Below are 21081 nucleotides of genomic sequence, written 5' to 3' on the forward strand. Positions count from 1 at the left end.
CGCCGCAACCAGCCCGGTCATGACCGGGTCACCGGCGGCCGGTCCTCACCGGCCCGCCCCCCGCCTCATCCGCCCGGAGCGAGATCCCCTTAAGGATCACTCTCCCATGTCCTCATCCGGTCACGGCTGGGACGTACCATGCCTTCCGCGCCGGGACAGCTGGGATCGGGCCTGCCCCTGTCAGCCCGACCCGGTGGCTCCGGGGAGGAACGCGGCGGCGGCGCTGGACAGCAGCGGCCCGAGGATCACCAGGCCCGTCTGCAGGTCGGTCATGAGGTTGTGGTCGACCTCCAGGACCTGCTCCAGTTTCGCGCGTTCCTCGGCCCGGGCGACCACCGTCGCGGCGTCGTCCACGTCCCCGAGGGGCAGCAGGTCGTCGCAGAGTCGGGTGGCGGCCTCCCGCAGCGCGGCGCGGGCCGGGACGTAGGCCAGGGCCACCAGCAGTGACCCGTTGCCGCCAAAGATCAGCACGATTCCTTGGGGTGACGAAGCGGGAGAGGCGCCGAGCGCGAGCGTCGCCAGCGCGACCAGCAGGCCGACGGCGCCCAGCAGCCGCCGCAGCAGCCGCCGGAAGCTGATCAGCGTGGCCGCCCGCGTGCCCGGCCCGCCCTCCAGCGCCCCGGCCGACCGGCGGATGCCCGACATCGTGGCCACGGCCGGAAGGGCGCCCAGGCACGCGATCGCCGACAGCGCCCAGCCCCGCCAGCCGGCGAGCGGATCGGGGGACAGGACCAGGGCGAGCACGACCAGCAGCAGGGCCACCAGGAACAGGGCGCCGAGCGGCCGGAGCACCTCGCGGACGCGTGCGGGACGCAGGGCCGCCAGCTCCCTCCAGCGCTGGACGCCGTAGGCGAGGACGGCGCCCGAGGCGGCGGTCAGCGCCAGGGCGAGTGCTGCCCACACCTCCCACCGGGGAGCCGCCTTGGAGGCGGAGGTGAGCACGATCGCCAGGCCGAGTGCGAGCGCGGCCACGACGGCGACGGGTCGGAGCACGGGTTCCCCCTCACCGCGGGGACGGAGCCGGACGGCGATCGTGTCAGATGCCCCGGCCGGTGTCCATGCCCGGCCCCGCCCCCGCCAGAGCGCGAGGTCCGGGACGGGGCTCATCCCTGGAGGCGACCCAACCACGCGTCCTGGGCGTCGGCCAGCCCCTCTGCAAGCGGCAGGGGGACGAAGCGGCACGCGAACTCCAGGCCGGCGTCCGAGCCGTCGCCATGGACACGGTGGCGCCAGGCGTCGGCGCTGTCAGGGGTGGCGGTGAGGTGGAAGAACGTCGTGCGCCGGGGCTGGCCGTTGTCCTCACGAGGTTCGTGGTCGACCGCGATGGGCCCGACGACGGCTACCTCGGTCAGGCCGGTCTCCTCCGCGACCTCCCGCAGGACGGCCTGTTCCAGGCTCTCGTCCGGCAGCACTCCGCCCGCCGGAACCTGGGTGCCCGCTTCGGGCGCGTCGACATGATCGAAGACGAGGAGTTCGGGGGTGGTCCGGTGGCGGACGACGTAGGCGGCGACGCGGATTCTCGGCTCGGGCATCCCTCCATGATCGCAGGGCGCCGGGCCGAGAATCCCGCCGTTCGAGGGGCGGCCTACGAGACGTACAGCAGCCAGTAGGGGGGCTTGGCGTAGATGCTGTTCAGGCGGCAGGAGGCGGTCTTCCCGGCGGCGGTGTACGGGGCGGCCGCCCGAGCGCAGGCGTCCGACGTCGGGTAGACGCCGACCAGGACGGGGGTGGTGGAGGTCTGCGCCGTGGCCGCCTGGGCCGCGGCGGGGAAGGCGAGGGTGGCCAGGACAAGTCCGACACCGGCCGCGGCGCGGCGGAATGTGTTCGTGTTGATAACCATGGGTCGAACGGTAGAAGTCGTCCCTTTCCGCGGTCGTCAAAGCGGTCCTTGATTCCCCGTCCCCCTCGGGGATGATTTCCGCAGCCAGGACGTCCTTCTCCTGGAGTGTGGTCGAATCGCTCCCATGACGATCGAGTACATCCCCGTCTCCGGTGACGGCCGCCTGTGGGCCGAGAAGGCCGGCGACGGTGCCCCTATGGTCCTGCTGCACGGCTCCGTGCACGACAGCCGCCTCTGGGACGGCGTCTTCCCCGAACTCGCACGCCACCGCACCGTGATCCGGTACGACGCGCGGGGCCTGGGCCGTTCGACGCCGCCGACCGCCCCGTTCCGCTTCGAGGACGACCTGCTCGCGGTCCTCGACCACTTCGGCGTCGAGCGTGCCGCGCTGGTGGGGCTGAGCATGGGCGGAGAGGTCGCGCTCGACTTCGCCTTGGAGCACCCGGCACGGGTGCGCTCCTTGACCCTGGTCGGGGCGTCGGCCGGTGGCCACGACTGGCCGCGCTCTCCCGAGCTGGACGCCTACGCGGCGGCCGACCGCGAGGGTGACGCCGCCCGCCTGGCCGAGATGGAGCTCACGTTGTGGGCGTCGCTGGGCGACCGGGCGCCGGGATACGCCACGATCTGCGACATGGTCACCGAGAACGCCAAGGTGCGGGCGGCCGCCGAGAAGGGCCATGCCCGCTTCGGGGACGTGGGCGCCGTCGAGCTCCTCGACCGGGTCACGGTGCCCACGACCGTGGTGGTCGGCGACCACGACCACCCGGAGATCGGCGTGATCGCCCGCCGGCTCGCCGAGGGCATCCCCGGCGCCCGCCTGGAGATCGTGGCCGCGGCCGACCACTACCTGCCGTTGCGCGCTCCGGAACGGCTCCTGGACGTCGTCCTCGCCGACTGACCGGCGCGGAGGCGGCGGCCCGGCCGCCGGGCATAGGGTGAATCGCATGGCATTGCGGCTGGTTCAGGTGAACTTCAAGGCTCGGGACGACGCGGCGCTCGGCCGGTTCTGGGCGGACGCGCTCGGCTGGGGCGTCTCCAGCGAGGGCCCCGGCGTGACCAACGTCGAGCCTGTGGGCTTCGCCTGGCCCGATCCCAGCGCCGTCTGCGTCGACGTCGTCGCCGTCCCCGACCCCGAGACGGTGAGGTACCGCGTGCACCTCGATCTCGCCACCACCTCCGAGGCCCATCAGGCGGAGCTGGTCGCCCGCCTGGAGGAGCTCGGCGCGACGCCCGCCGACGTGGGCCGGGGCGACGTCCCGTGGACGGTCATGGCCGACCCGGAGGGCAACGTGTTCTGCGTGCTGGAGCCCCGGGAGATCTACCGGGACACCGGGCCGATCGCCGCGGTGGTGGTCGACTGTGCCGACCCGCGGGCCATGGCCCGGTTCTGGGGCGAGGCGGCGGGCTGGACCGTGCACGAGGCCGGCGACGATCACGCGCGCCTGCGCGCGGCCGAGGGTGTCGGGCCCTACCTGGAGTTCCTTCGCACGACGCCCGGCCCGAAGACCGTGTGGAACCGCGTGCACATCGACCTGCTGCCGCACCGCGGCGCCGATCAGGCGGTGGAGGTGGCCCGTCTGGCGAAGCTGGGCGCGACGCCCGCCGACGTGGGCCAGGGCGACGTCCCGTGGGTCGTCATGGCCGACCCCGAGGGCAACGAGTTCTGCGTCCTCGGCGCCCCGCGCTGACCCGCGCTGACCCGTGCTGACCCGTGCCGACCTGCCGCGCTCAGCGGGTCACGGCGGTCTCCCGCCCCATCCGCGAAAGCTTGTCGGGATTGCGTACGTGGTAGGCGCCGGTGACGTAGCCGTTCTCCACGCGTACCGCCACCACTCCGTCGATCTCCCCGTCGATCCGCACGAGCAGCCCGGGCCCGCCGTTGATCTGCACCAGCTCGACCGATCTGTCCGCGTCGTGCTTCCACCAGCCGGTGGCCAGCAGGCGGGCCACGTTGTCGATGCCCACGACGGGCCGCAGCAGGGCATGCCTGAGGCCGCCGCCGTCGCTCAGGGCGACGACGTCCGGCGCGAGCACGTCGAGCAGGCTCTGCAGCTCGCCGGTCTCGACCGCCCGCTGGAAGGCCCGGAGCGCGGCTCGCGTCTCGGCCGGGGAGGCGTTGCCGCGCGGCCGGCGGGCGGCGACGTGCGCCCGCGCCCGGTAGGCGATCTGGCGGACCGCTGACGGGCTCCTGCCGACGGCTTCGGCGATCTCGTCATAGTCCAGCTCGAACACCTCGCGCAGCACGAACACCGCCCGCTCGGTCGGCTGCAGCGTCTCCAGCACCAGCAGCATCGCCATGGAGACGCTCTCGGCGAGCTCGACGTCCTCGGCCACGTCGGGCGCGGTCAGCAGCGGCTCGGGCAGCCACGGCCCGACGTAGGACTCCTTGCGCCGGCCGAGCGCGCGCAGCCGGTCGAGCGCCTGCCGGGTGACGATCCGGACCAGGTAGGCGCGCTCCTCCCGCACGCTGCCGTGATCGACGTCCGCCCAGCGCAGCCAGGTCTCCTGCAGGACGTCCTCGGCGTCGGCGGCGGAGCCGAGCATCTCGTAGGCGACGGTGAACAGCAGGTTGCGGTGCGCGACGAACACCTGGGTGGCGCGGCCGGGCGGCCCGCCGGGTTCGTTCCGATCGGTCATGTCCCGCTCCTGCCTGTCCGTTCTCCGCACTGCCACACGCACAAGACGCCGCCCCGCACCGCCGCGTAACACCGCCGGCCAGTGGCCTACGTCACAGGGGCATCGCTGTTACGCGGGCCGGGGCGGCGGCGTCTCGTGGTCGTGACGCCGCGCGGACCATCCGCACGGCACGACGACGAGTCGAGAACGAGAAGGGAAGTCTTCCTCATGTCCACCTCCACGACGACCGGCCGGCGGTCGCGCATGCCCAATCCTCTCCCCTTCCTCCCCGAGATGGCGGTGGTCGGCGAGGGCCTGCACAAGGCGCTCCAGAACGGGGTGATCCCCCCGGTGACCATCGGCCTGCTGCAACTGCGCGCCGGGCAGCTGCTCGGCAGCACGTACTTCACCGTCAGGGAGACCGCCAACCTGCGCGGGCTGGGGGAGCCGGAGGAGCGCATCACCGCCGTGGCCACCTGGCGGGACGCCACCTGTTTCACCGAGGCGGAACGCGTCGCGCTGGAGCTGGTGGAGGCGGTCCTCACCCCGAACCCGTCGGGGGAGCGCGTCCCGGACGAGCTGTACGCCAGGGCGTCGGCGCTGCACGACGACAGGGAGATGTGGTCGCTCGTCATGGCGATCGCCCACATCGGCTTCTTCACCCCGGCGGCCCTCATCGCCAAGCCCATCCCCGGCATGCCCCCCGGCCGGAACTACAGCGAGTGAGAAAGGCACATCACATGAGCATCACCACGTTCGCCGTGGCCGGGGCGACCGGCCGGCTGGGCCGCCACGTCGTCGACGTCCTGACCGAGAGGGGGCACCGGGTCGTGCCGATGTCCCGCGCCACCGGCGTGGACGTCGTCACCGGTCAGGGCCTCGCCGAGGCGCTGACCGGGGCGCAGGTCGTCATCGACGTCGCCTCGTGGCACTCCTCCGACCAGGAGGCGGCGACGGAGTTCTTCCGCGCCTCGGCCCGCAACCTGCACGAGTACGGCCGCGAGGCCGGGGTCGCGCGGATCGCCGTGGCGTCCATCATCGGGGCCGACAAGGCCACCGCCGGTTTCCTCGCGGCCAAGAAGGTGCACGAGGAGCTGCTGCTGGCCGGGCCGCTTCCGGTCCGCGTCCTGCGGGCGGCGCAGTTCCACGAGTTCGTGGGCCGGCTGCTGGACTGGCAGCCCGGTGACGTCGCCCACGTACCGGCGCTGCCCACCCAGCTCGTGGCCTGCCGCACCGTGGCCGAGGAACTGGCCGACCTGGCCACCGCCCCCGCCGTGCCCGGCACGCCGATCCCCGAGATCGCCGGCCCGCGCAGGGAGACGCTGGCGGAGGCGGCCCGGCTCCTGGGCGCCCGCCGGGGTGTCAAGGTCGTCGGCGTCGACGGCGCCGGCATGCCCGATGCCGAGCTGGCCGCCGCCGGCGCGTTCCTGCCCGGCCCGCACGCCACGCTGGCCGGCCCGACCTTCCAGGAATGGCTCGACGCCCAGCCCTGATCCGGCCCCGCCCTTGTCCTCGGTGGGGCGCCGGGGACAAGGGTTTCCCTGTGTGGGCGTCCCCGGAAGGTGACGGCTGCGCGGGCGTCTCGACGATCTTCGAAAATTGTCCGTGCCCTGCGCCATGATGGCACCGCTCGCCTCCGCATAACGGATCTTGAAGGAGCTGTCATGACCGTACAGGAAACCCCCGGCTGGTCCGATCTGGGATGGGACTCCTGGAAGAACCTCGCCCTGGTCCGCGCCAAGCTGGCCGCGGGCGCCGATCCGGACGAAGGCACGAACTTCTTCGAGCGTCCCCTGCACATCGCGGCGGAGCGCGGTTCGCCGGAGGTGGTCGCCGAGCTGGCCGGCCGGGTCGCCGACGTCGACGCCGAGTACGAGGGCCGCACCGCGCTCTGGGAGGCGGTCTTCCACGACCAGCCGGACAACGCCCGTGCGCTGGTCTCCGCCGGAGCCGACCCGTGGCGGCCGATGATGGGCGGCTGGTCGCCCGGCCGGCTCAGCATGGCCGGGCCGACGCCCGGCCTGTTCTTCCCGTTCCCGCCCGGCCACGCCCGGCTGACCGAGGCCGAGACGGCGGCCGTGGCCGAGGCCGCGCGCCTGGTCGAGGTGCTGGAGGGCCTCGACGGCGACGGTTTCAGCCTGACGTGCGTGCGCGGTGTCAGCGCGGCCGAGGCGGCGCGGCTCCTGGCCGCCGAACCAGCCACTGAGGAGGAGCTCGAAGAGGTCGAGGAAGATCCCTTCGACGACGACGCGATGCGGTTCGTCGGCGTCACCGACGTGCCCGGCGGCTGCGTCGTCTTCCAGGAGTGGGGGTACACGGCCGCCGCGCCCGGCGTCATGAAGGCGCTGTCGGCGGGCACGGTCGCCTACGGCATGTACGCCAATCCCAAGAGCGGCAACCAGGGCAGCGTCTTCCGCGACGGCGAGGTCGAGGAATGGGACACCCATCCGGGCGGCGGCGACGCGTCCCCGGATGACTCGCCGGAGGAGGTCCTGCGCAAGTACCTGTACGACGGATGCGCCGAGGCGTACTGCTTCGCCGGCGCGGGGCTGCGCCCGGCCGACGCCCGCTCGCTCACGGAACCGGCCACGTACCTGCGGCTGCCCGACGGCGACCACTGGGCCTGATCCGGCGGCCGGGCCGTGCCGCCCGCGAGCGGTCCCGGCCCCTTCGTGCGGGGGGTCGATGCCAGCGTTCTGCCAGCCGGGTGACAGCCTCGGCGGCCAGGCTGCTGTCTCCACCGACGTGAAGGCAGGGCGTGATGGGCGGCAAGAAGTCGATGCGATGGCAGAGCACGGACGTGACCTCGAAGGACGGCACGACGATCGCCGTGCTCAGCGCCGGGCGGGGGCCGGGGCTGCTGGTGATACCCGGGAACAACCGGCGCGCCCACCACTACGAGGCGCTGGCGCGAGAACTGTCCGGCACGCACAGCGTGCACGTGATCGAACGGCGCGGACGCGGCGCCAGCGGCCCGCATGGCCCGGCGTACGGCGTGCACACCGAGGTCGACGACGCGCTGGCGGTCATGGAGCGCACGGGCGCGCGGCTGGTCTTCGGGCACAGCTACGGCGGTCTCGTCGCCCTGCACCTCGGGTTGCGGCGCGAGGTGGCCGCGCTCATGGTCTACGAACCGGGCGTGAGCATCGACGGCTCCTTCCCCGCCCGGTGGCTGCCGGCGTTCGAGCGCCGGCTGGCGGAGGGCAGGCACACCGCGGCGATGGCGGGCTTCCTCAAGGCCACCCGCCTGGTTCCGGTCGGCGACGCGCCGGCGCCGGTGTTCCGCGCGTTGGCGTTCCTGATGCTGCGCGGGGCGGAGGGGCGCGACACGCGGGCGATGATGGCGACCACCCCCGCCGAGATCGGCGAGATCGTCCGCCTTGACTCCGACGGCAGCAGGTACGCCGGCGTCGGCTCCCCGACGCTGCTGCTCGGCGGCGACAGGTCCCCCGGCTACCTCACCGGCGTGCCGGCTCGGCTGGCCCGCCTCATGCCCGACGCCCGGCACGAGATCATCGCCGGGCTCGACCACAACGCCCCCGACCTGAACGCCCCCGAGGTCATCGCGGAACGCATCCGGGCCTTCACACGGTCGCGGGTTCAGGAGAACGATCCCGCCGAGCGGCACCCCTGAGCCATTGGCACTCAGACAACGGAATCTTGCCGGTCACCGGGAATGCGGTTTCGGTGTGGCGTCGATGAGTGTTTCGTGGCAAGTGTAAACATCGTACCGGTCTAGATGCCCTGCTCGGCGTGCGGAAAGGCCGCATCCCGGTCTACGGCTTCGGATAGCGACTACGGGCTGCATTTCCGGAAGGAACGGTACATGTTCTCACCCCATATACGAGCAAAAGCCTTCAGCAACCCCACCCGGCCGACGGCGCCTCGTCTTGGGCGGACCATGACACGAGTGGCCGTGCGCGGCTCGCTCTCGACGGCCCTCGTCCTCGCCATGACCCCCGGCGCGACCCTGGCCGCGTACGCGGACGGCGACGGGCGGTGCGACCCGCACACCTTCTTCAAAATCCGTTCGCTCTCGCCGAGAAACTTCTTCATTCCCCGTACCCGCTACATTGACGGCCCCGGCGGCACCATCACGGTGACGGTGACCCGGGAATACGAGGTGAGGGCGTTCCGGGAGACGGAGAACGAGCAGCAACTCGTGATCACGACCGGAGATCTGGTGCGCAACCTGCGCAAGATGGGCGTGCCACATCTCGAAGAGCGGCATATGGTCTTCACCGGCCATGAATACAGCCGGACAATCACCAAAGGGATGTACGGCAATATGTGGTACCGCGTTTTCGGTTACCGCATCGGGTGGTCGGCCTGGTCGGTACTCGGCACCTGCAAGCAGGTCGAGATCGGCTCGGGGATAGCCAACGTGCCGGCCAGGGTGGAGGGCTGGCGGTACTGGGAGACCAGGCACCCCATGTTCAAGGGCCGCATCCTGTCCATCGACGGCGGGGATCCTGACGGCGACAAGGGGGCGGGGTCGGGGGCGGCCAGGCCGCGGCCTCGGCAGTGGCAGGGGCCGGCGCTGGCGCCCCTGGCCAGACCGTCGTTGCCGCGAGAGTCCACCTCGACCGAGAGGGCTAGGCCGCGCAGACGCTGAGCCGCGGTCATTCGCCCCGGTCGCCGGCCCGCCCCGAGCTCATGCCTCCAGCATGGCCTCGGGGGCCGGTCGGCGGCGCGGGGCGGCGAGGTCGTGGGCAGAGCGGGCCAGCCAGATCATCGTCAGGACGCTCGAGACCACGCCGAGAGCCTCCACCGCGCCCTCCTCGCCGGTGAACGGCAACGCCGCCAGCACCAGGACCAGCGGCGTCACCAGGGCGGCGATGCCGTACGCGACGGTCGCCGTCCCCCAGCGGTCGTCGGAGCCCTGGGCCCGCAGGACCAGCATCGTCCAGGCCAGGCCGGCCAGGCCGCAGACCAGCTCCACCCCCTCCGGGACGGACAGGCCGAGGAGGTCGAGCGCGCCGATGACGGTGAATCCGCCGTACCCCAGCAGCCCGGCGCCCCGCATGTACGGCCGGCCGCGGCCCAGCACCCGCGTGAACAGCACCACGACCACGCACGTCACCGCGGAGTCGATCACCGTCGTGTCCGCCCAGATCGACGTGGTGAGGTGGAGCAGGAACGTCGTGGCCGCCGAGGCGTACAGCGCCAGGCGCAACCGCAGGGTGTCGGGGTCCTGCGGGGGCGGCGGCCCCGCCGACGGCCCGCGCAGGATCTGCCAGATGCCCCAGGACCAGCACAACCCGGCCAGGACCAGGAGGAACAGGTTCTGCCCGGTGGCCGCGACGCCTTCGGTCACGGCCGAGAACAGCGTCAGCCCCCACAACGGGCCCAGCTCACCGGAGACCAGGGCGACGACGGCGGCGACCGTCAGCGCGGCACCGTACAGACCGGTGAGGAGCAGGGCGGGCACGGCCGAACGGTGACGTAACACGGGACGCTTCCTGGACTGCAGAGGGGGACGAATCCCTCACTCTACAATCGATCATGAGAAGTGACGCCAGACGGCGGGCGCGCCGCGCGTCACGATCCCCCCACTGAGGAAAGGCGCGAACGTGATGTCCGCCCCCACCACCGGTGACGACTGGGAGTCGTCGCTGAGGCAGGCCTTCGGCGTCCTGCTGGACCACCCCGTCTCCGGCTTCGACCCCGAGGCGGAATACGCGGCCTGCTACAGCGGCAACTGGCTCCACGAGACGGGATTCGACAGGGATCCGGCGTGGCCGGCGCCGGCCGCCCTCGCCGGCCGCGCGACCGTGTCCAGCGAGAACCTGCTGCTGCTCGACGAGGTCGGCTACCCCGAGCTGCGGTTCGACCCGAGCCGGTCGCTGTTCGAGATCGACGCCGCGGCGCGGTTCCCGGTCGGCTTCGGGGAGGAGCTGGTGGCCGTCAAGGTCACCGGTTCCGACCGCTGGCCCCAGGTCGGCGGCGCCGAGCTGGCGCGCCTGACGGCACGCCACGGGGTCGACCTGCCGGCGAGTGCCTGGTGCGTGACGAGCGCCACGATCGCCTCGGACGGCACGCTCCTCGACGCCCTCCGGGTCGCCACCGGCATGGGCGACGGCTTCGACAGCCTCGTGCCGTACGAAGGGGGCGACCCGGAGACGGAGGCGGCCCTCGCGGCCGTGGAGCACGACGGGCTCCGGGCGCACCTGCGCGCGTTCTGCGACCCCCGCTCCGACGAGCTGGCCCTGTGCCGTCAGGACATGCGCAGGGCCAGGGAAGAGGGCGGCGCGCTGGTGGCCCGGTGGGAGGGCGCCGTGGACCAGTACGAGATCACCGTGCGGCGCGTCGGGCCCTGACGGGTCACCCGCCCCCCTAGGAACGGCCGAGGGTGCCGCGGTGCCGGGCGACGTTCTCCAGCCGGTGGAACAGGACCACCCCGGCCGCCGTGATCAGCAGCGGCTGGGCCAGCAGCCAGCCGAGGCCCCAGCCGGTCGGGAGGGCGGCCAGGGAATGCCCGCCGAGCAGGATGTCGCGCATCGCCTCGATGCCGGGCGCGATGGGGACGACCAGCCGGCTGAGGAAGGCGACCGGTTCGGGCATGGCGGCCAGCGGGACCAGGGTGCCGCCCGCGATGGCGTAGACGGCCACGGACAGCTGGGTGACGATCTCGATGCGCCTGAACACCAGGCACAGGCCGCACAGGATGAGCGCGAGCCCGCAGGTGCCCAGCACGATCGCGGCCAGCGGCACGACCATCTGCGCGTCGACGGGCAGCCGCCCGCCCTGGAGGGCGACGGCGGTGACGCCGGTGACCAGCACGGCGAGCGCGGCGGGCACGGCCGCGATCACGGCGGCCACCTGGCGGCCGAGGATGCTCGCGGCCGAGGGCAGCGGGGTCAGGTAGGTCTGCTCCAGCACGCCGGACCGGATGTCGCCCAGGTAGCTCCAGAACACGCGGTTGACCTGCTCGTGCACGAAGGTCAGCGCCACCATGCCGAGCAACACCGGCGCCAGCAGGTCGGCGCGCAGCTGCCCGCGTCCCATGAACAGCACGATGAGCAGGTAGAACAGCGGGAACGTGAGCATCTCCAGGACGACCTCGCGCCATCCGGCGAGCAGGCCGATCAGCCCCTTGCGGACCTCGGCGGCGAATCCGCGGACGAAGGTCATGACGCCTCCAGGGCTCGTCGGTGGTTGCGGACGAACAGCAGACCGGCGACGGCGGCGAGGACGAGGGTGTGGACCAGCAGCCAGGGCAGCGCGCCGCCGGTCCACAGCCCGGCCAGGGTGCCGCCCTCGAACAGCGTCCGGTTGAGCGCCTCGACGCCCAGCGTGGTGGGCAGGAGCCGGGCCACCGAGGCCAGCCAGTCCGGATACAGGTGCAGCGGCAGGAACGAACCGTTGAGCAGCAGCACCAGCGAGGTGAACAGCGACTGCAGCGCGCCGACCGCAGGGGAGACCAGGGCGAGGGCGGCCAGCAGGAAGGTGAAGGCCAGCGCGTTGACCCCGAGCAGCGCGGCGGGCAGGAGCGCGGCCCAGCGCAACGGGACGGCGATCTGGGCCAGGAGCATCGGCACGAGAGCGGCGACGGCGGCCACGGCCAGCCCGAACACCGACGCGGTGAGCAGGCGGCCGAGCATCGGCAACCACGGGGGCGCCGTGCTCATCTGGGACTGGGCGAAGGTGCCGGCACGTATCTCCTCGACGAGGTCGGCCACCATCACCAGGCCGGCGTACTGCAGGAACCAGTAGCCGCCGATCGCGACCAGGGTGGTCGGCAGCAGGTCCTGGCGCAGCTCGCCCTGGCCCAGCACGAACTGCAGGCCGAGGTACATCATGGTGCTGATCAGCAGCGTGACGACGTGCCCGGCCGGGTGGGCGAGCTGCACCCGCAGGCCCTTGCCGATCTCGGCGCGCAGGATGTCAGGCAGCATGGGACGGCTCGTTCACCAGGGCGAGGAACACGTCCTCCAGGCCGGGCTGGACCTGCGTCAGCGACTCCAGGACCGCTCCGTGCGCGCGCAGCCGCCCGACCACGTCGTACACCTCGGCCGGATCGCTCACCCGCACGCCGATGGTGGTGACGCCGTCGCGGGTCTCGGCGTCGAAGCCGGGCGGCGCGGCTCCCTCGACGCGGATCTCGTACCGGTCGCGTTCGCGGAAGCGGGCCAGCAGCTCGCGTGTGGGCAGGTCGGCCACGAGCCGCCCCTGGCGCATGACGGCCACCCGGTCGCACAGTTCCTGGGCGATGTCGAGCTGGTGGGTGGTGAGCAACACGGTGGTGCCGAGCTCGCGGGCCTGCTCGGCGATCCAGTTCTTGACGGTACGGGTGGCCTCGACGTCCAGGCCGAGGGTCGGCTCGTCCAGCAGCACGACGGGCGGGTCGGCGATCAGGGCGACGGCGATCGCGACCTTCTGCTGCATGCCCCGGGAGAAGCCGCCCACCTTCTCGTGGCGGCGCTCCCACAGGCCCAGATCGGTCAGCAGATCCTGGGCCCGCTCGGCGACCCGGGCCTTGCGCAGGCCCTTCAGCCGGCCGAAGTACATCAGGTTCTGCCAGGCCGACAGGGTCCAGTAGACGTTGCGGGAGCCCTCCAGCACCGCGCCGAACCGTGCCATCGCGGACCGGCGCTGCCGGGCCACGTCGAACCCGGCCAGCCGGACCCGGCCGGAGGTGGGGGTCAGCAGCCCGGCCAGCATCTTGATGGTCGTGGTCTTGCCCGCGCCGTTAGGACCCAGGAAGCCGAAGACCGACCCGGCGGGGACGTGCAGGGACACCTCGTCGACCGCCCGGACCTGCGCCGATCCGTACACCTTGGTCAACGCGTCGATTTCGATCATGTTCTCTCCTCGATTCGGGGGGAACCCCGGCTCGCGGCGTCGGGCCGGGAGCCGGGGCAGGCCGTCAGAGCTCGGCCAGGACCTCGATGTCCTGCGCCGTGACGTCGCGGACGACCGCGAACGCGGCGACGGCCGCGGGGGTGCCGGGCGCGGCCTGACGGGCCGCCTGCAGGGCGGCGGCCGAGTTCCAGCGCCAGACGCCGACCCACGTGTCGTCGTCCAGGCGGCCGAGGCGGGCCTCGGTGAGGCCGGGCCCGGTGGCTCTGATGGCGGTGACCAGGGCGGCGTGCCGGGCCTGGACCTCCTCGGCGTCCGCGGGATCGGCCTGGAAACGGGTGACGCTGATGACCGTCATGGCTAGACCTGCTCTCTAGAGTTGACTTCTAGTGACTGAATCTAGAGATAGACTCTAGCCATGAGTGATGTCAAGCGGACGAACAAGCGGGCCCAGAAGGCGAAGGAGACGCGAAGGCGCATTCTCGACGCGGCGCTGGAGCTGTTCGTGCGCGACGGATACGGCGCCACGAACCTGCAGGACGTCGCCGAGAAGGCCGGGGTCGCGGTGCAGACGATCTACTTCGTCTTCGGCAACAAGCGCGCCCTGCTCAAGGAGCTGGTCGACGTCACGATCGCGGGCGACGACGAGCCGGTGGCCACCATGGACCGGCCCTGGTACGCGGCGGCGCTGGCCGCCGGCACCGCCCAGGACCTGCTGCGCGCCCACGTCGCCGGCACCAGCTCCGTCCTGGAGCGCGTCGCGCCGATCGGCAAGGTCCTGGAGGCGGCCGTCGCCAGCGACCCCGAGGTGGCCGCGCTGTGGCCGGACGACGTCGATCCCCGCTACGTCGTCCAGCGGGACGCGGCCGAGGCTCTGGTGGGCAAGCCCGGGGCGCGGGCCGAGGTGTCCGCGCAGGAGGCCGCCGACCTGCTGTACGGCCTGCTCAGCCCCGAGCTGTACCTGCTGTTCGTGCACGCCCGCGGCTGGCCGCGCGAGCGCTGGGAGCAATGGGCCTTCCGCACCCTGCACGCCCAGCTCTGCTCGGACTAGAGCCGCCGGGAGCCGCGGCGGGCCGCGACGACGGCCGCCGCCGCGGCCATTACCACGCAGAGGGGCGTGTAGAGGAACAGGTTGAGCCAGTAGAACGGCGTCGCGGTGTCCGCGCCGACGCCGGCGATCCACACCAGCCCGGCAGCCGCGCGCACCAGGGTCCCGGCGGTGACGGCGGCCGTGATCAGACGGGCGGGCAGGCCGCCGCGGCCGCGCGAGCACGCGAGGACCGCCGCCGCCCCGGTGCCGAGCACGACGACGAGCGGCACCAGCACGCGCGGGGTGAACGGCACCTCGAAGTTCAGCACCGCCAGGGACAGGGATCCGACGTCGTGGGCGGGCCACGTGCGGCCGGTCAGCCAGTACAGGTGCGCGGCGGCGTCGGTGAGCAGGATGGAGGCGGTCAGGGCGCCGAGGCGTGAGATGTTCATGCCCGGCAGGAGGCGGCGAAGTTCGCGATGGTTCCATGGAACCTTTCGCGCCTCTCCCGCCTCTGGATGGACATGAGCTGGCCTGTTGCCGATCTGGACCCCGTACGCCGCCTGCGCGCGCTGGCCGCGGCCATTCCCGGGGCGTCCGTCGCCGAGCGCGTCATTCCCGCACCCTTCGCGGCCGTCTGGGCCGTGGTGAGCGATCTGGAGAAGGAGTTCGGCACGTTCGAACCCGACATGCGGCATCTCACCGTCGAGTCCACGGGCCCGGACGACGGCCGCCTCGTGGCCAGGGCCCGCAGCCGGTACGGCATGCGCGCCCGGTTCGACGTCGACCTGCGGCCGGGCTGGTGCTGGATGCAGAGCCGGTTCCTGCTCGTCGGCCTGGCCGCGACGGCCGTGCCGGAGGGGACGCTGGTCGCGCAGACGGGCGGGGTGCGCGTCCCGGGCCGCGCGGCGCTGGTGCCCTGGGGCGTGCGGGTGGCGGGGGAGAGGGCGCTGGCCAGGCTCGCGTCCCGGGTCGCGGCCCGGGACGCCGGCGGGCCCGTGGTCAGGGACGCCGGGGGCGCGTCATGACGGCGGCCCGGGTGCTCGCCGCCCAGCGGGGGGACACGATGGCCATGAACGACCTGCTCGCCGAGCTGACGCCGTACCTGGGCCGGATCTGCGGGCCCATCGCGTTGGACAGCGGGCCCGACGCCGTGCAGGAGGCGCTGATCGCGATCTTCCGGCATCTGCGTGACCTGCGTGAACCCGAGGCCCTGCTCGGCTGGGCGCGGGCGATAGCCGTGCGCGAGGCCGTCCGGATCGCCCGGCGCGACGGCCGCTCCAGCCCGGCGGAACTGGTCGGCGTGCCCTCGCCGCACGACGTCGAGCGTGCCGTGGACATCCGGGACGTGCTGGAGCGCCTGTCGCCGGAGCATCGGGCGGTGCTGGTGCTGCGCGACCTGGAAGGGGTGCCGGAGGACGTCGCGGCGCGGATGTTGCGGGTGCCGTCGGGCACGGTCAAGTCCCGGCTGCACCGGGCCCGGGCGAGCTTCCGCCGCGCCTGGCAGGGCTGAGAGCCCGTCCGGCGATCCCCGGGATCGCGGGGCTGGGGCACATCGTGCTGACGGTCGGGTTGATCCTGTTCCTCGTCAACCTCGGCAAGCGCATCCCCGCCAGGACCTGACCGCAGTCACGTCCCGGCGGCCGTTCGCCTGCCGGAGCTCAGGCCGTCGCCTCCTCCGGTGCGGCGCGCCGGCCCTTGCGGGGCAGCAGCACCATCAGCGCCACCAGGACAGCGGCGGCCGGGGCGCCCCAGAACAGGACGTCCGGGACGGCGGCGACCGTCGCCGCCGGGCCCGGGGCCCGGCCCTGCAGTTCCCGGCTGAGCAGGGTGCCGAAGACGGCCACGCCGAGGGAGAGCCCCAGGCCCCGGACGGACACCACGGCCGAGGTGGCGGCGGCCAGGTCCGCGAGGGAGGCCGCGTTCTGCGCGACGACCACCAGATTCTGCATCAACAGCCCGAACCCCACCCCCCAGCACCGCGATCTCCACGGCCAGCACCGCGTAGGGCGTGCCCGGGGTGAGCCGGCTCAGCAGCGCGAACCCCAGCACCGCGACCGCCGCACCGGCGATCAGGTAGGGCCTGAACCGGCCCCTCGCGCTGATGCGGGCGCCGGCGAGCGAGGAGACCGCCATGAACGTCAGCACGTACGGGTTGAGCGCCAGCCCCGCCTGAGTGGCCCCCATGCCGTACGCGGCCTGCAGGTAGGTCGGCAGATACACGATCGAGCCGCCGAGCAGCGCGCCGAGCAGCGCGGTGGCGGGCAGCACGACGCGCAGGACGGGGTCGGTGAACAGCCGCGGCGGCAGCAGCGGGTTGGCCGCCCGCCGTTCCCGCCACACGAACAGGGCCGCCAGCACCACCACCGCGCCGGCCAGCGCCAGGATCGCGCCGGACGTCCAGGCGAAGGCGCGGCCTCCCCATTCGGCCACCAGCAGCAGGCTCACCGTCGCGCCCGCGATCAGCGCGGCCCCGGCCAGGTCGACCTTCCCGTCCCCGCCCTGCCTGGGCAGCCGCAGCGCGAAGGCGGTGAGCGCCATGGCGAGCAGGCCGAGGGGCAGGTTGACGTAGAAGATCCAGCGCCACCCCCAGGCGTCGGTGATCGCGCCACCGGCGAGCGGGCCGCCCACGCTGGCCAGCGCGAAGACGCCGCCGGTGAAGCCCTGGACCCTGCCGCGCAGACGTTGCGGGTACAGCTCCGACAGCGCGATCGTCGGCAGCACGAACAGCGCCCCGGCGCCGACGCCCTGCAGGGTCCTGGCGGCGATCAGCTGGGGTGTCGTCTGGGCCAGGCCGCACAGCGCGGAGCCCACGACGAAGACGGCGACCGCCGTGACGAACACCGGACGCCGCCCGAACCGGTCGCTGATCCGGCCGTAGAGCGCGCCGGTCGCGGTCGAGGCCAGTATGTAGGAGGTGACGATCCAGCCGATCGCGTCCATGCCGCCCAGGTCGGCGGCGATGTCGGGCAGGGCGATGGCCACCACGGTCTGGTCCAGGACCGACAGCAGCATGCCGATCAGCAGGCCGGCCGTGGCCAGCGGCACCTTGCCGCCCGTCAGCGGAACGGCGGCCGGCCGTACGAGGTCTGCGGACACGATCAGCCCCTTGCCCGCGCGAACGGGTTGGGCAGGGCGAAGTCGACGCACAGCAGGTCCTGGTCGATGACCGCCGCGGCGACCGTGCCGCCGGCCGCCGCGGCGACGACCGCGGCCAGCGGCGCCGGTACGCTCGCCCGCCGCGCCATGTCACCGGCCGCGTACACGCCGGGCACGCTGGTCCTGGCGAACTCGTCCACCTCCACGCAGCCGTCGGCGAAGGCCGCGCAGCCCAGCCGGTCGGCCAGGTCGGAGCGCTGGCGCGGCACGTTGACGACGAACACCGCCTCCCGGGCCAGGGGTGTGCCGTTCTCGAACACGATCTGTTCCAGGCGGCCGTCCGTCCCCTCCAGGCGGGCGACGGGCTCGCAGCGCACGGAGACGCCGTGTTCCTCCAGGGTGGCCCGCGCCGCCGGGTCGAGCGGCAGGCCGCCGGTGCAGAAGGCGACGTCGGCGGCGAAGCGGCTCAACTGCAGCGCCAGCCGCACCCGGGACGGGTCCGCGCCGAGCACCGCGACCCGCTTGCCGGTGCATTCGTAGCCGTGGCAGTAGGGGCAGTGGAACGCGGTACGGCCCCACAGCGCCTCGACCCCGCGCGGGCCGGGAAGGTCGTCGGCCAGCCCGGTGGCCAGCAGCAGGCGCCGCGCGGACACGGTGCCGCCGTCGGACAGCTCCAGGTGGAAGCCGTCCCCGTCCAGCGGGCGGGCCTGGGTGACGGCCCCCGTCCTGGTCTGCACCGCCAGGTATGCGGCCAGCTCCGCGCGGCCGATGCGGCGCAGCTCGGCGGGTGGCGTGCCGTCCCGGGTGAGGAAGTTGTGCACGTTCGCGGCGGCGGCGTTGCGGCCCTCCTCACCGTCGATCAGCAGCACCGGCCGGTGGACCCGGCCGAGGGCCAGCGCGGCGGCCATGCCGGCCGGGCCCCCGCCCACGATGACGACGTCGAACATCTCCTGCCTCCCATGAACGGTCATGACTTGACGTGGAGGCAAGTCTGCAAGTTAATGTCAACATGAAGTCAAGTGGCTCGATGCGGATCGGGGAGCTCGCCGAGCAGTTCGGCCTGGCGCCGCACGTCCTGCGCCATTGGGAGGCCATGGGCCTGCTGACCCCGGCGACCAGGGTCAACGGCCGCCGCCGCTACACGCGCGACCACGTCATCCGGGTCCTGACGATCATTCGCGCCAAGGCGGCGGGCATGAGCCTTGAGCAGATCCGCGACGTCCTCACCGTCTCGGGCCGGGCCGAGCGCCGGGCGATCCTCCAGCAGCACCATGAGGAGCTGGAACGCCGGCTGCACGAGATATCGGCCTCCAAGGCGCTCATCGAGCACCTCATGCAGTGCAGGGCGGACGACTTCACCCGCTGCCCCGACTACCAGCGCCTGGCCGAGAGCGCGGCCGGCCCACAGCACGTCCACGACGAGGGATGCATGGTGCCGAACACCACCCCCGCCGCAGGCGGGAGGCCGGCGGGAGAGGCTGACGAGACGCCCTGACCGGCGGGTGATCAGGGTTGCCCACGATGGCGGAGCGGGCCGGCAGACAAACCGCCGGCCGCCGGGGCTGAGAGCCGCAAGCCCGCCGACCTGCGGGGCGAGCGGCACCGACGCGCCTCTGCAGCAGGGGGCCGGCGATGCCGGCCGGATCTCCACCCGGATCTCCACCGTTCGTAGGTGCGACTCCACCCCGCTCTCTTCCTACCGTCGAGCCATGGAGAAGCTGCTCTGGGTCTTCCGGCGAATCCTGGACTCGAATGGGGGAAAAATGAACGGCAAGGTCATCATCAGTCTGGCAGTCGCCGCCGTCGTGGTGGTCGTGGGGTTCATCGCCTTCCGGCTGCTGATGATGGAGATGGTGGTCAATCTGAGCAGGGGGTCGCACTAGGTGTGGGGAAACGTCCGCCGGCTGCTGTCGGCGGACGATCCTGAGACGGGGCAGCTGATCCGCCATGTGATCACGCTGCTCCTCGTGCTGACCCTGGCCACGGCGACGCCCGCCGCCAAGCCCGTCCTGGTGTGGACGGCGCTGGGCGGGTCGCTCGCCTGCTGGCTGGGGTTCGTCGTGCTCGACCGGCGTGCCCACCGGGTTGCCCTCACGCTGCTGGCCGCGGGGACGGTCCTGGCGGCGGTGACCGTCGGGCCCGGCGACACCGATGGGGTGATCTTCCTCTTCGCCGAGCTGATGCTCTTCGCGGCGCACCTGACGCCGCCCGTCTGGGTGATTCTCGGTGTCGCGGCGATGGACATGGCGCTCATGGTCGGCGGCATGGCGCTGTCAGGGCGGCCCCTCGCCTCGATGGCGGCGCTTGCGGCCGTGCTGGTGATCGCGCTGATGTTCGCGCTGCACCGGCGCCAGTACCGGCAGGGCAGCCTCGACCGGGCCAGGGCGGTAGCGCTCGACGAGCGGGCCAGGATCGCCCGCGAACTGCACGACGTGCTGGCCCACTCCCTCGGCGCGCTCCGCGTCCAGTTGGAGGTGGCTGAGGTGCTGCTCACCGAGAAGGGCGACGTGCAGGGCGCCGCTCAGCGGGTCAAGCGCTCGCTGCGACTGGCCACCGACGGCATGATCGAGGCCCGCGCGGCCGTGGCCGCGCTCCGCGAGGACGTCCCGCCGCTGCCCGAGGCCCTGTCCACGCTGGCCGACGCGCACCGCCGCGACCACTCCGCCGAACTCGCGATGCGCACCGCCGGCGTCTCCCGCCAGGTCGCCCCCGCGGTCGAGGTGGGCTTGCTGCGTACGGCACGCGAAGCGCTCACCAACGCCGCCAGGCACGCCCCGGGCGCCCCGGTCTCGCTGACCCTCGCCTACACCGCCACCATGGTCACCCTGACCGTCCGCAACCCGCTCGGCGCACCGCAGGCCGGCCCGCCCGGCCACGGCCTGGCGGGCATGCGGGAACGGCTGGCCCTGATCGGCGGGATCCTTGATGCGGGCCCGGACGGCGACGACTGGCTGGTGAGAGCGGAGGTGCCCGGATGAGGGTGGTGGTGGTCGAGGACCAGCAGATCATGCGCGAGGGCCTGGTGGCGCTCATCTCGCTGATGGACGGCGCCGAGGTGGTGGGCGACGCCGCCAACGGCGAGGAGGCGCTGCCGCTGGTCGCGGCGGAACGCCCGGACGTCGTGCTGATGGACCTGCGGATGCCGGTCATGGACGGCGTGGCGGCGACCCGGCGCATCACCAGGGACCATCCGGACATCGCCGTGCTGGTGCTCACCACCTACGACGACGACGAATCGATCACCTCGGCGCTGCTGGCGGGGGCCCGCGGCTACCTCACCAAGGACGCGGGCCGGGCCGAGATCGCCGCGGCGCTGCGCTCGGCCGCCTCGGGCCAGTCCACGTTCGCCGAGCCGGTCTCCAGGCGGCTGGTCCAGGCGCTGTCGCGGCAGAGGCCCGAGCCGGTCACGCACCTGCCGGACGGGCTCACGACCAGGGAGGTGGAGGTGCTGCGGCTGATCGCCAGGGGGCTGCACAACGGCGAGATCGCGGCCACCCTCGTCATCGCGGAGACGACGGTGAAGACGCACATCAACAACGCCTTCGCCAAGATCGGTGTCCGCAACAGGACCGAGGCGGCGAACTACGTCCGCGAGAGCCTCTGACCAGGCCCGCCTGCACCCCTGAAGCCGCCCGCGTCAGCCGCCGATGGCCGTCCTCGCCGTCAGCCGACGGTTCGGCGGTGAGCAGCGCCG

The 21081-nt window shown here is 72.9% G+C and carries 27 protein-coding genes; 15 read left to right on the forward strand and 12 right to left on the reverse strand.

Annotated features, from left to right (window positions below; all coding sequences use genetic code 11):
• Positions 1–180: 180 nt before the first annotated feature.
• From ACNF49_RS29050 to ACNF49_RS29060, 3 genes are all read right to left on the reverse strand, one after another.
• Positions 181–993: a hypothetical protein gene (locus ACNF49_RS29050; RefSeq protein WP_357986715.1), complete on the reverse strand. Its 813-nt coding sequence runs from the start codon at positions 991–993 to the stop codon at positions 181–183.
• A 110-nt stretch (positions 994–1103) separates the two neighbouring features.
• The gene (locus ACNF49_RS29055) at positions 1104–1532 is read right to left on the reverse strand and encodes an NUDIX hydrolase (RefSeq protein WP_482939435.1); all 429 of its coding nucleotides are present in this window, start codon (positions 1530–1532) and stop codon (positions 1104–1106) included.
• A 53-nt stretch (positions 1533–1585) separates the two neighbouring features.
• The gene (locus ACNF49_RS29060; RefSeq protein ID WP_482939436.1) at positions 1586–1840 is read right to left on the reverse strand and encodes a hypothetical protein; all 255 of its coding nucleotides are present in this window, start codon (positions 1838–1840) and stop codon (positions 1586–1588) included.
• A 124-nt stretch (positions 1841–1964) separates the two neighbouring features.
• Between ACNF49_RS29060 and ACNF49_RS29065 the strand changes: the two genes are divergently transcribed.
• Together ACNF49_RS29065 and ACNF49_RS29070 are read left to right on the forward strand one after the other, a co-directional pair.
• Positions 1965–2738, forward strand: coding sequence for an alpha/beta fold hydrolase (locus ACNF49_RS29065; RefSeq protein ID WP_482939437.1), 774 nt, complete (start codon positions 1965–1967; stop codon positions 2736–2738).
• Positions 2739–2784: 46 nt separating this feature from the next.
• Positions 2785–3528 (forward strand): VOC family protein, encoded by a 744-nt coding sequence (locus tag ACNF49_RS29070; RefSeq protein WP_482939438.1) that lies wholly within the window; start codon positions 2785–2787, stop codon positions 3526–3528.
• Between the two features lie 40 nt (positions 3529–3568).
• On the opposite strand, the gene ACNF49_RS29075 is transcribed toward ACNF49_RS29070, so the two are convergent.
• Positions 3569–4477 carry an RNA polymerase sigma-70 factor gene (locus ACNF49_RS29075; protein ID WP_482939439.1) on the reverse strand — a complete coding sequence of 303 codons (909 nt, stop codon included), beginning with the start codon at positions 4475–4477 and terminating at the stop codon, positions 3569–3571.
• Positions 4478–4684: 207 nt separating this feature from the next.
• Here ACNF49_RS29075 and ACNF49_RS29080 point away from each other — a divergent pair, with 207 nt between their 5' ends.
• The 5 genes from ACNF49_RS29080 to ACNF49_RS29100 all read left to right on the forward strand — a co-directional run bounded on the left by ACNF49_RS29080 (position 4685) and on the right by ACNF49_RS29100 (position 9071).
• Entirely contained in the window at positions 4685–5182 is a 498-nt protein-coding gene (locus tag ACNF49_RS29080) for a carboxymuconolactone decarboxylase family protein (RefSeq protein ID WP_357986698.1), read from the forward strand.
• A gap of 14 nt (positions 5183–5196) precedes the next feature.
• Positions 5197–5949, forward strand: coding sequence for an SDR family oxidoreductase (locus ACNF49_RS29085; RefSeq protein ID WP_482939440.1), 753 nt, complete (start codon positions 5197–5199; stop codon positions 5947–5949).
• A gap of 171 nt (positions 5950–6120) precedes the next feature.
• On the forward strand, positions 6121–7083 hold the full coding sequence (locus ACNF49_RS29090; RefSeq protein ID WP_482939441.1) for an ankyrin repeat domain-containing protein: 963 nt from the start codon (positions 6121–6123) through the stop codon (positions 7081–7083).
• 134 nt (positions 7084–7217) lie between these two features.
• A complete protein-coding gene (locus ACNF49_RS29095) occupies positions 7218–8090 on the forward strand; it encodes an alpha/beta fold hydrolase (RefSeq protein WP_482939442.1) in 873 nt (290 codons plus the stop codon).
• A 276-nt stretch (positions 8091–8366) separates the two neighbouring features.
• A complete protein-coding gene (locus ACNF49_RS29100; protein ID WP_357986686.1) occupies positions 8367–9071 on the forward strand; it encodes a hypothetical protein in 705 nt (234 codons plus the stop codon).
• Positions 9072–9110: 39 nt separating this feature from the next.
• Here ACNF49_RS29100 and ACNF49_RS29105 read toward each other — a convergent pair whose 3' ends face one another.
• Positions 9111–9887 (reverse strand): hypothetical protein, encoded by a 777-nt coding sequence (locus ACNF49_RS29105; RefSeq protein WP_482939443.1) that lies wholly within the window; start codon positions 9885–9887, stop codon positions 9111–9113.
• A 145-nt stretch (positions 9888–10032) separates the two neighbouring features.
• Here ACNF49_RS29105 and ACNF49_RS29110 point away from each other — a divergent pair, with 145 nt between their 5' ends.
• The gene (locus tag ACNF49_RS29110) at positions 10033–10776 is read left to right on the forward strand and encodes a hypothetical protein (RefSeq protein WP_482939444.1); all 744 of its coding nucleotides are present in this window, start codon (positions 10033–10035) and stop codon (positions 10774–10776) included.
• A 16-nt stretch (positions 10777–10792) separates the two neighbouring features.
• Here ACNF49_RS29110 and ACNF49_RS29115 read toward each other — a convergent pair whose 3' ends face one another.
• The 4 genes from ACNF49_RS29115 to ACNF49_RS29130 all read right to left on the reverse strand — a co-directional run bounded on the left by ACNF49_RS29115 (position 10793) and on the right by ACNF49_RS29130 (position 13616).
• Positions 10793–11590 (reverse strand): ABC transporter permease, encoded by a 798-nt coding sequence (locus ACNF49_RS29115; RefSeq protein WP_482939445.1) that lies wholly within the window; start codon positions 11588–11590, stop codon positions 10793–10795.
• Positions 11587–12354 carry an ABC transporter permease gene (locus ACNF49_RS29120; RefSeq protein ID WP_482939446.1) on the reverse strand — a complete coding sequence of 256 codons (768 nt, stop codon included), beginning with the start codon at positions 12352–12354 and terminating at the stop codon, positions 11587–11589. Before ACNF49_RS29120 ends, ACNF49_RS29115 begins: the two co-directional genes overlap by 4 nt.
• Entirely contained in the window at positions 12344–13261 is a 918-nt protein-coding gene (locus ACNF49_RS29125; protein ID WP_482939447.1) for an ABC transporter ATP-binding protein, read from the reverse strand. The genes ACNF49_RS29120 and ACNF49_RS29125 overlap by 11 nt, the downstream gene beginning before the upstream one ends.
• A 64-nt stretch (positions 13262–13325) precedes the next feature.
• The gene (locus tag ACNF49_RS29130) at positions 13326–13616 is read right to left on the reverse strand and encodes an antibiotic biosynthesis monooxygenase (RefSeq protein ID WP_357986668.1); all 291 of its coding nucleotides are present in this window, start codon (positions 13614–13616) and stop codon (positions 13326–13328) included.
• Positions 13617–13676: 60 nt separating this feature from the next.
• Between ACNF49_RS29130 and ACNF49_RS29135 the strand changes: the two genes are divergently transcribed.
• Positions 13677–14309, forward strand: coding sequence for a TetR/AcrR family transcriptional regulator (locus ACNF49_RS29135; protein ID WP_482939448.1), 633 nt, complete (start codon positions 13677–13679; stop codon positions 14307–14309).
• On the opposite strand, the gene ACNF49_RS29140 is transcribed toward ACNF49_RS29135, so the two are convergent.
• Positions 14306–14740 (reverse strand): DUF3995 domain-containing protein, encoded by a 435-nt coding sequence (locus ACNF49_RS29140; RefSeq protein ID WP_357986662.1) that lies wholly within the window; start codon positions 14738–14740, stop codon positions 14306–14308. The genes ACNF49_RS29135 and ACNF49_RS29140 overlap by 4 nt on opposite strands.
• A 72-nt stretch (positions 14741–14812) precedes the next feature.
• Here ACNF49_RS29140 and ACNF49_RS29145 point away from each other — a divergent pair, with 72 nt between their 5' ends.
• Both ACNF49_RS29145 and ACNF49_RS29150 read left to right on the forward strand, forming a co-directional pair.
• The gene (locus ACNF49_RS29145) at positions 14813–15316 is read left to right on the forward strand and encodes a hypothetical protein (RefSeq protein ID WP_358009869.1); all 504 of its coding nucleotides are present in this window, start codon (positions 14813–14815) and stop codon (positions 15314–15316) included.
• A complete protein-coding gene (locus tag ACNF49_RS29150; RefSeq protein ID WP_482939449.1) occupies positions 15313–15801 on the forward strand; it encodes an RNA polymerase sigma factor in 489 nt (162 codons plus the stop codon). Before ACNF49_RS29145 ends, ACNF49_RS29150 begins: the two co-directional genes overlap by 4 nt.
• Positions 15802–15917: 116 nt before the next feature.
• Here ACNF49_RS29150 and ACNF49_RS29155 read toward each other — a convergent pair whose 3' ends face one another.
• Entirely contained in the window at positions 15918–17387 is a 1470-nt protein-coding gene (locus ACNF49_RS29155; RefSeq protein ID WP_482939450.1) for an MFS transporter, read from the reverse strand.
• 2 nt (positions 17388–17389) lie between these two features.
• Complete coding sequence (locus ACNF49_RS29160) at positions 17390–18358, reverse strand: NAD(P)/FAD-dependent oxidoreductase (RefSeq protein ID WP_482939451.1); 969 nt, start codon at positions 18356–18358, stop codon at positions 17390–17392.
• Positions 18359–18414: 56 nt separating this feature from the next.
• On the opposite strand from ACNF49_RS29160, the gene ACNF49_RS29165 reads away from it, so the two are divergent.
• The 4 genes from ACNF49_RS29165 (at position 18415) to ACNF49_RS29180 (ending at position 20991) form a co-directional block, all read left to right on the forward strand.
• A complete protein-coding gene (locus tag ACNF49_RS29165) occupies positions 18415–18882 on the forward strand; it encodes a MerR family transcriptional regulator (RefSeq protein WP_498703163.1) in 468 nt (155 codons plus the stop codon).
• 214 nt (positions 18883–19096) lie between these two features.
• Complete coding sequence (locus ACNF49_RS29170; RefSeq protein WP_482939453.1) at positions 19097–19270, forward strand: hypothetical protein; 174 nt, start codon at positions 19097–19099, stop codon at positions 19268–19270.
• Positions 19271–20365 carry a sensor histidine kinase gene (locus tag ACNF49_RS29175; RefSeq protein ID WP_482939454.1) on the forward strand — a complete coding sequence of 365 codons (1095 nt, stop codon included), beginning with the start codon at positions 19271–19273 and terminating at the stop codon, positions 20363–20365. It begins immediately after the preceding gene.
• Positions 20362–20991, forward strand: coding sequence for a response regulator (locus tag ACNF49_RS29180; protein WP_482939455.1), 630 nt, complete (start codon positions 20362–20364; stop codon positions 20989–20991). Before ACNF49_RS29175 ends, ACNF49_RS29180 begins: the two co-directional genes overlap by 4 nt.
• Positions 20992–21081 lie beyond the last annotated feature (90 nt).

Source organism: Actinomadura sp. ATCC 39365, from assembly GCF_054392275.1.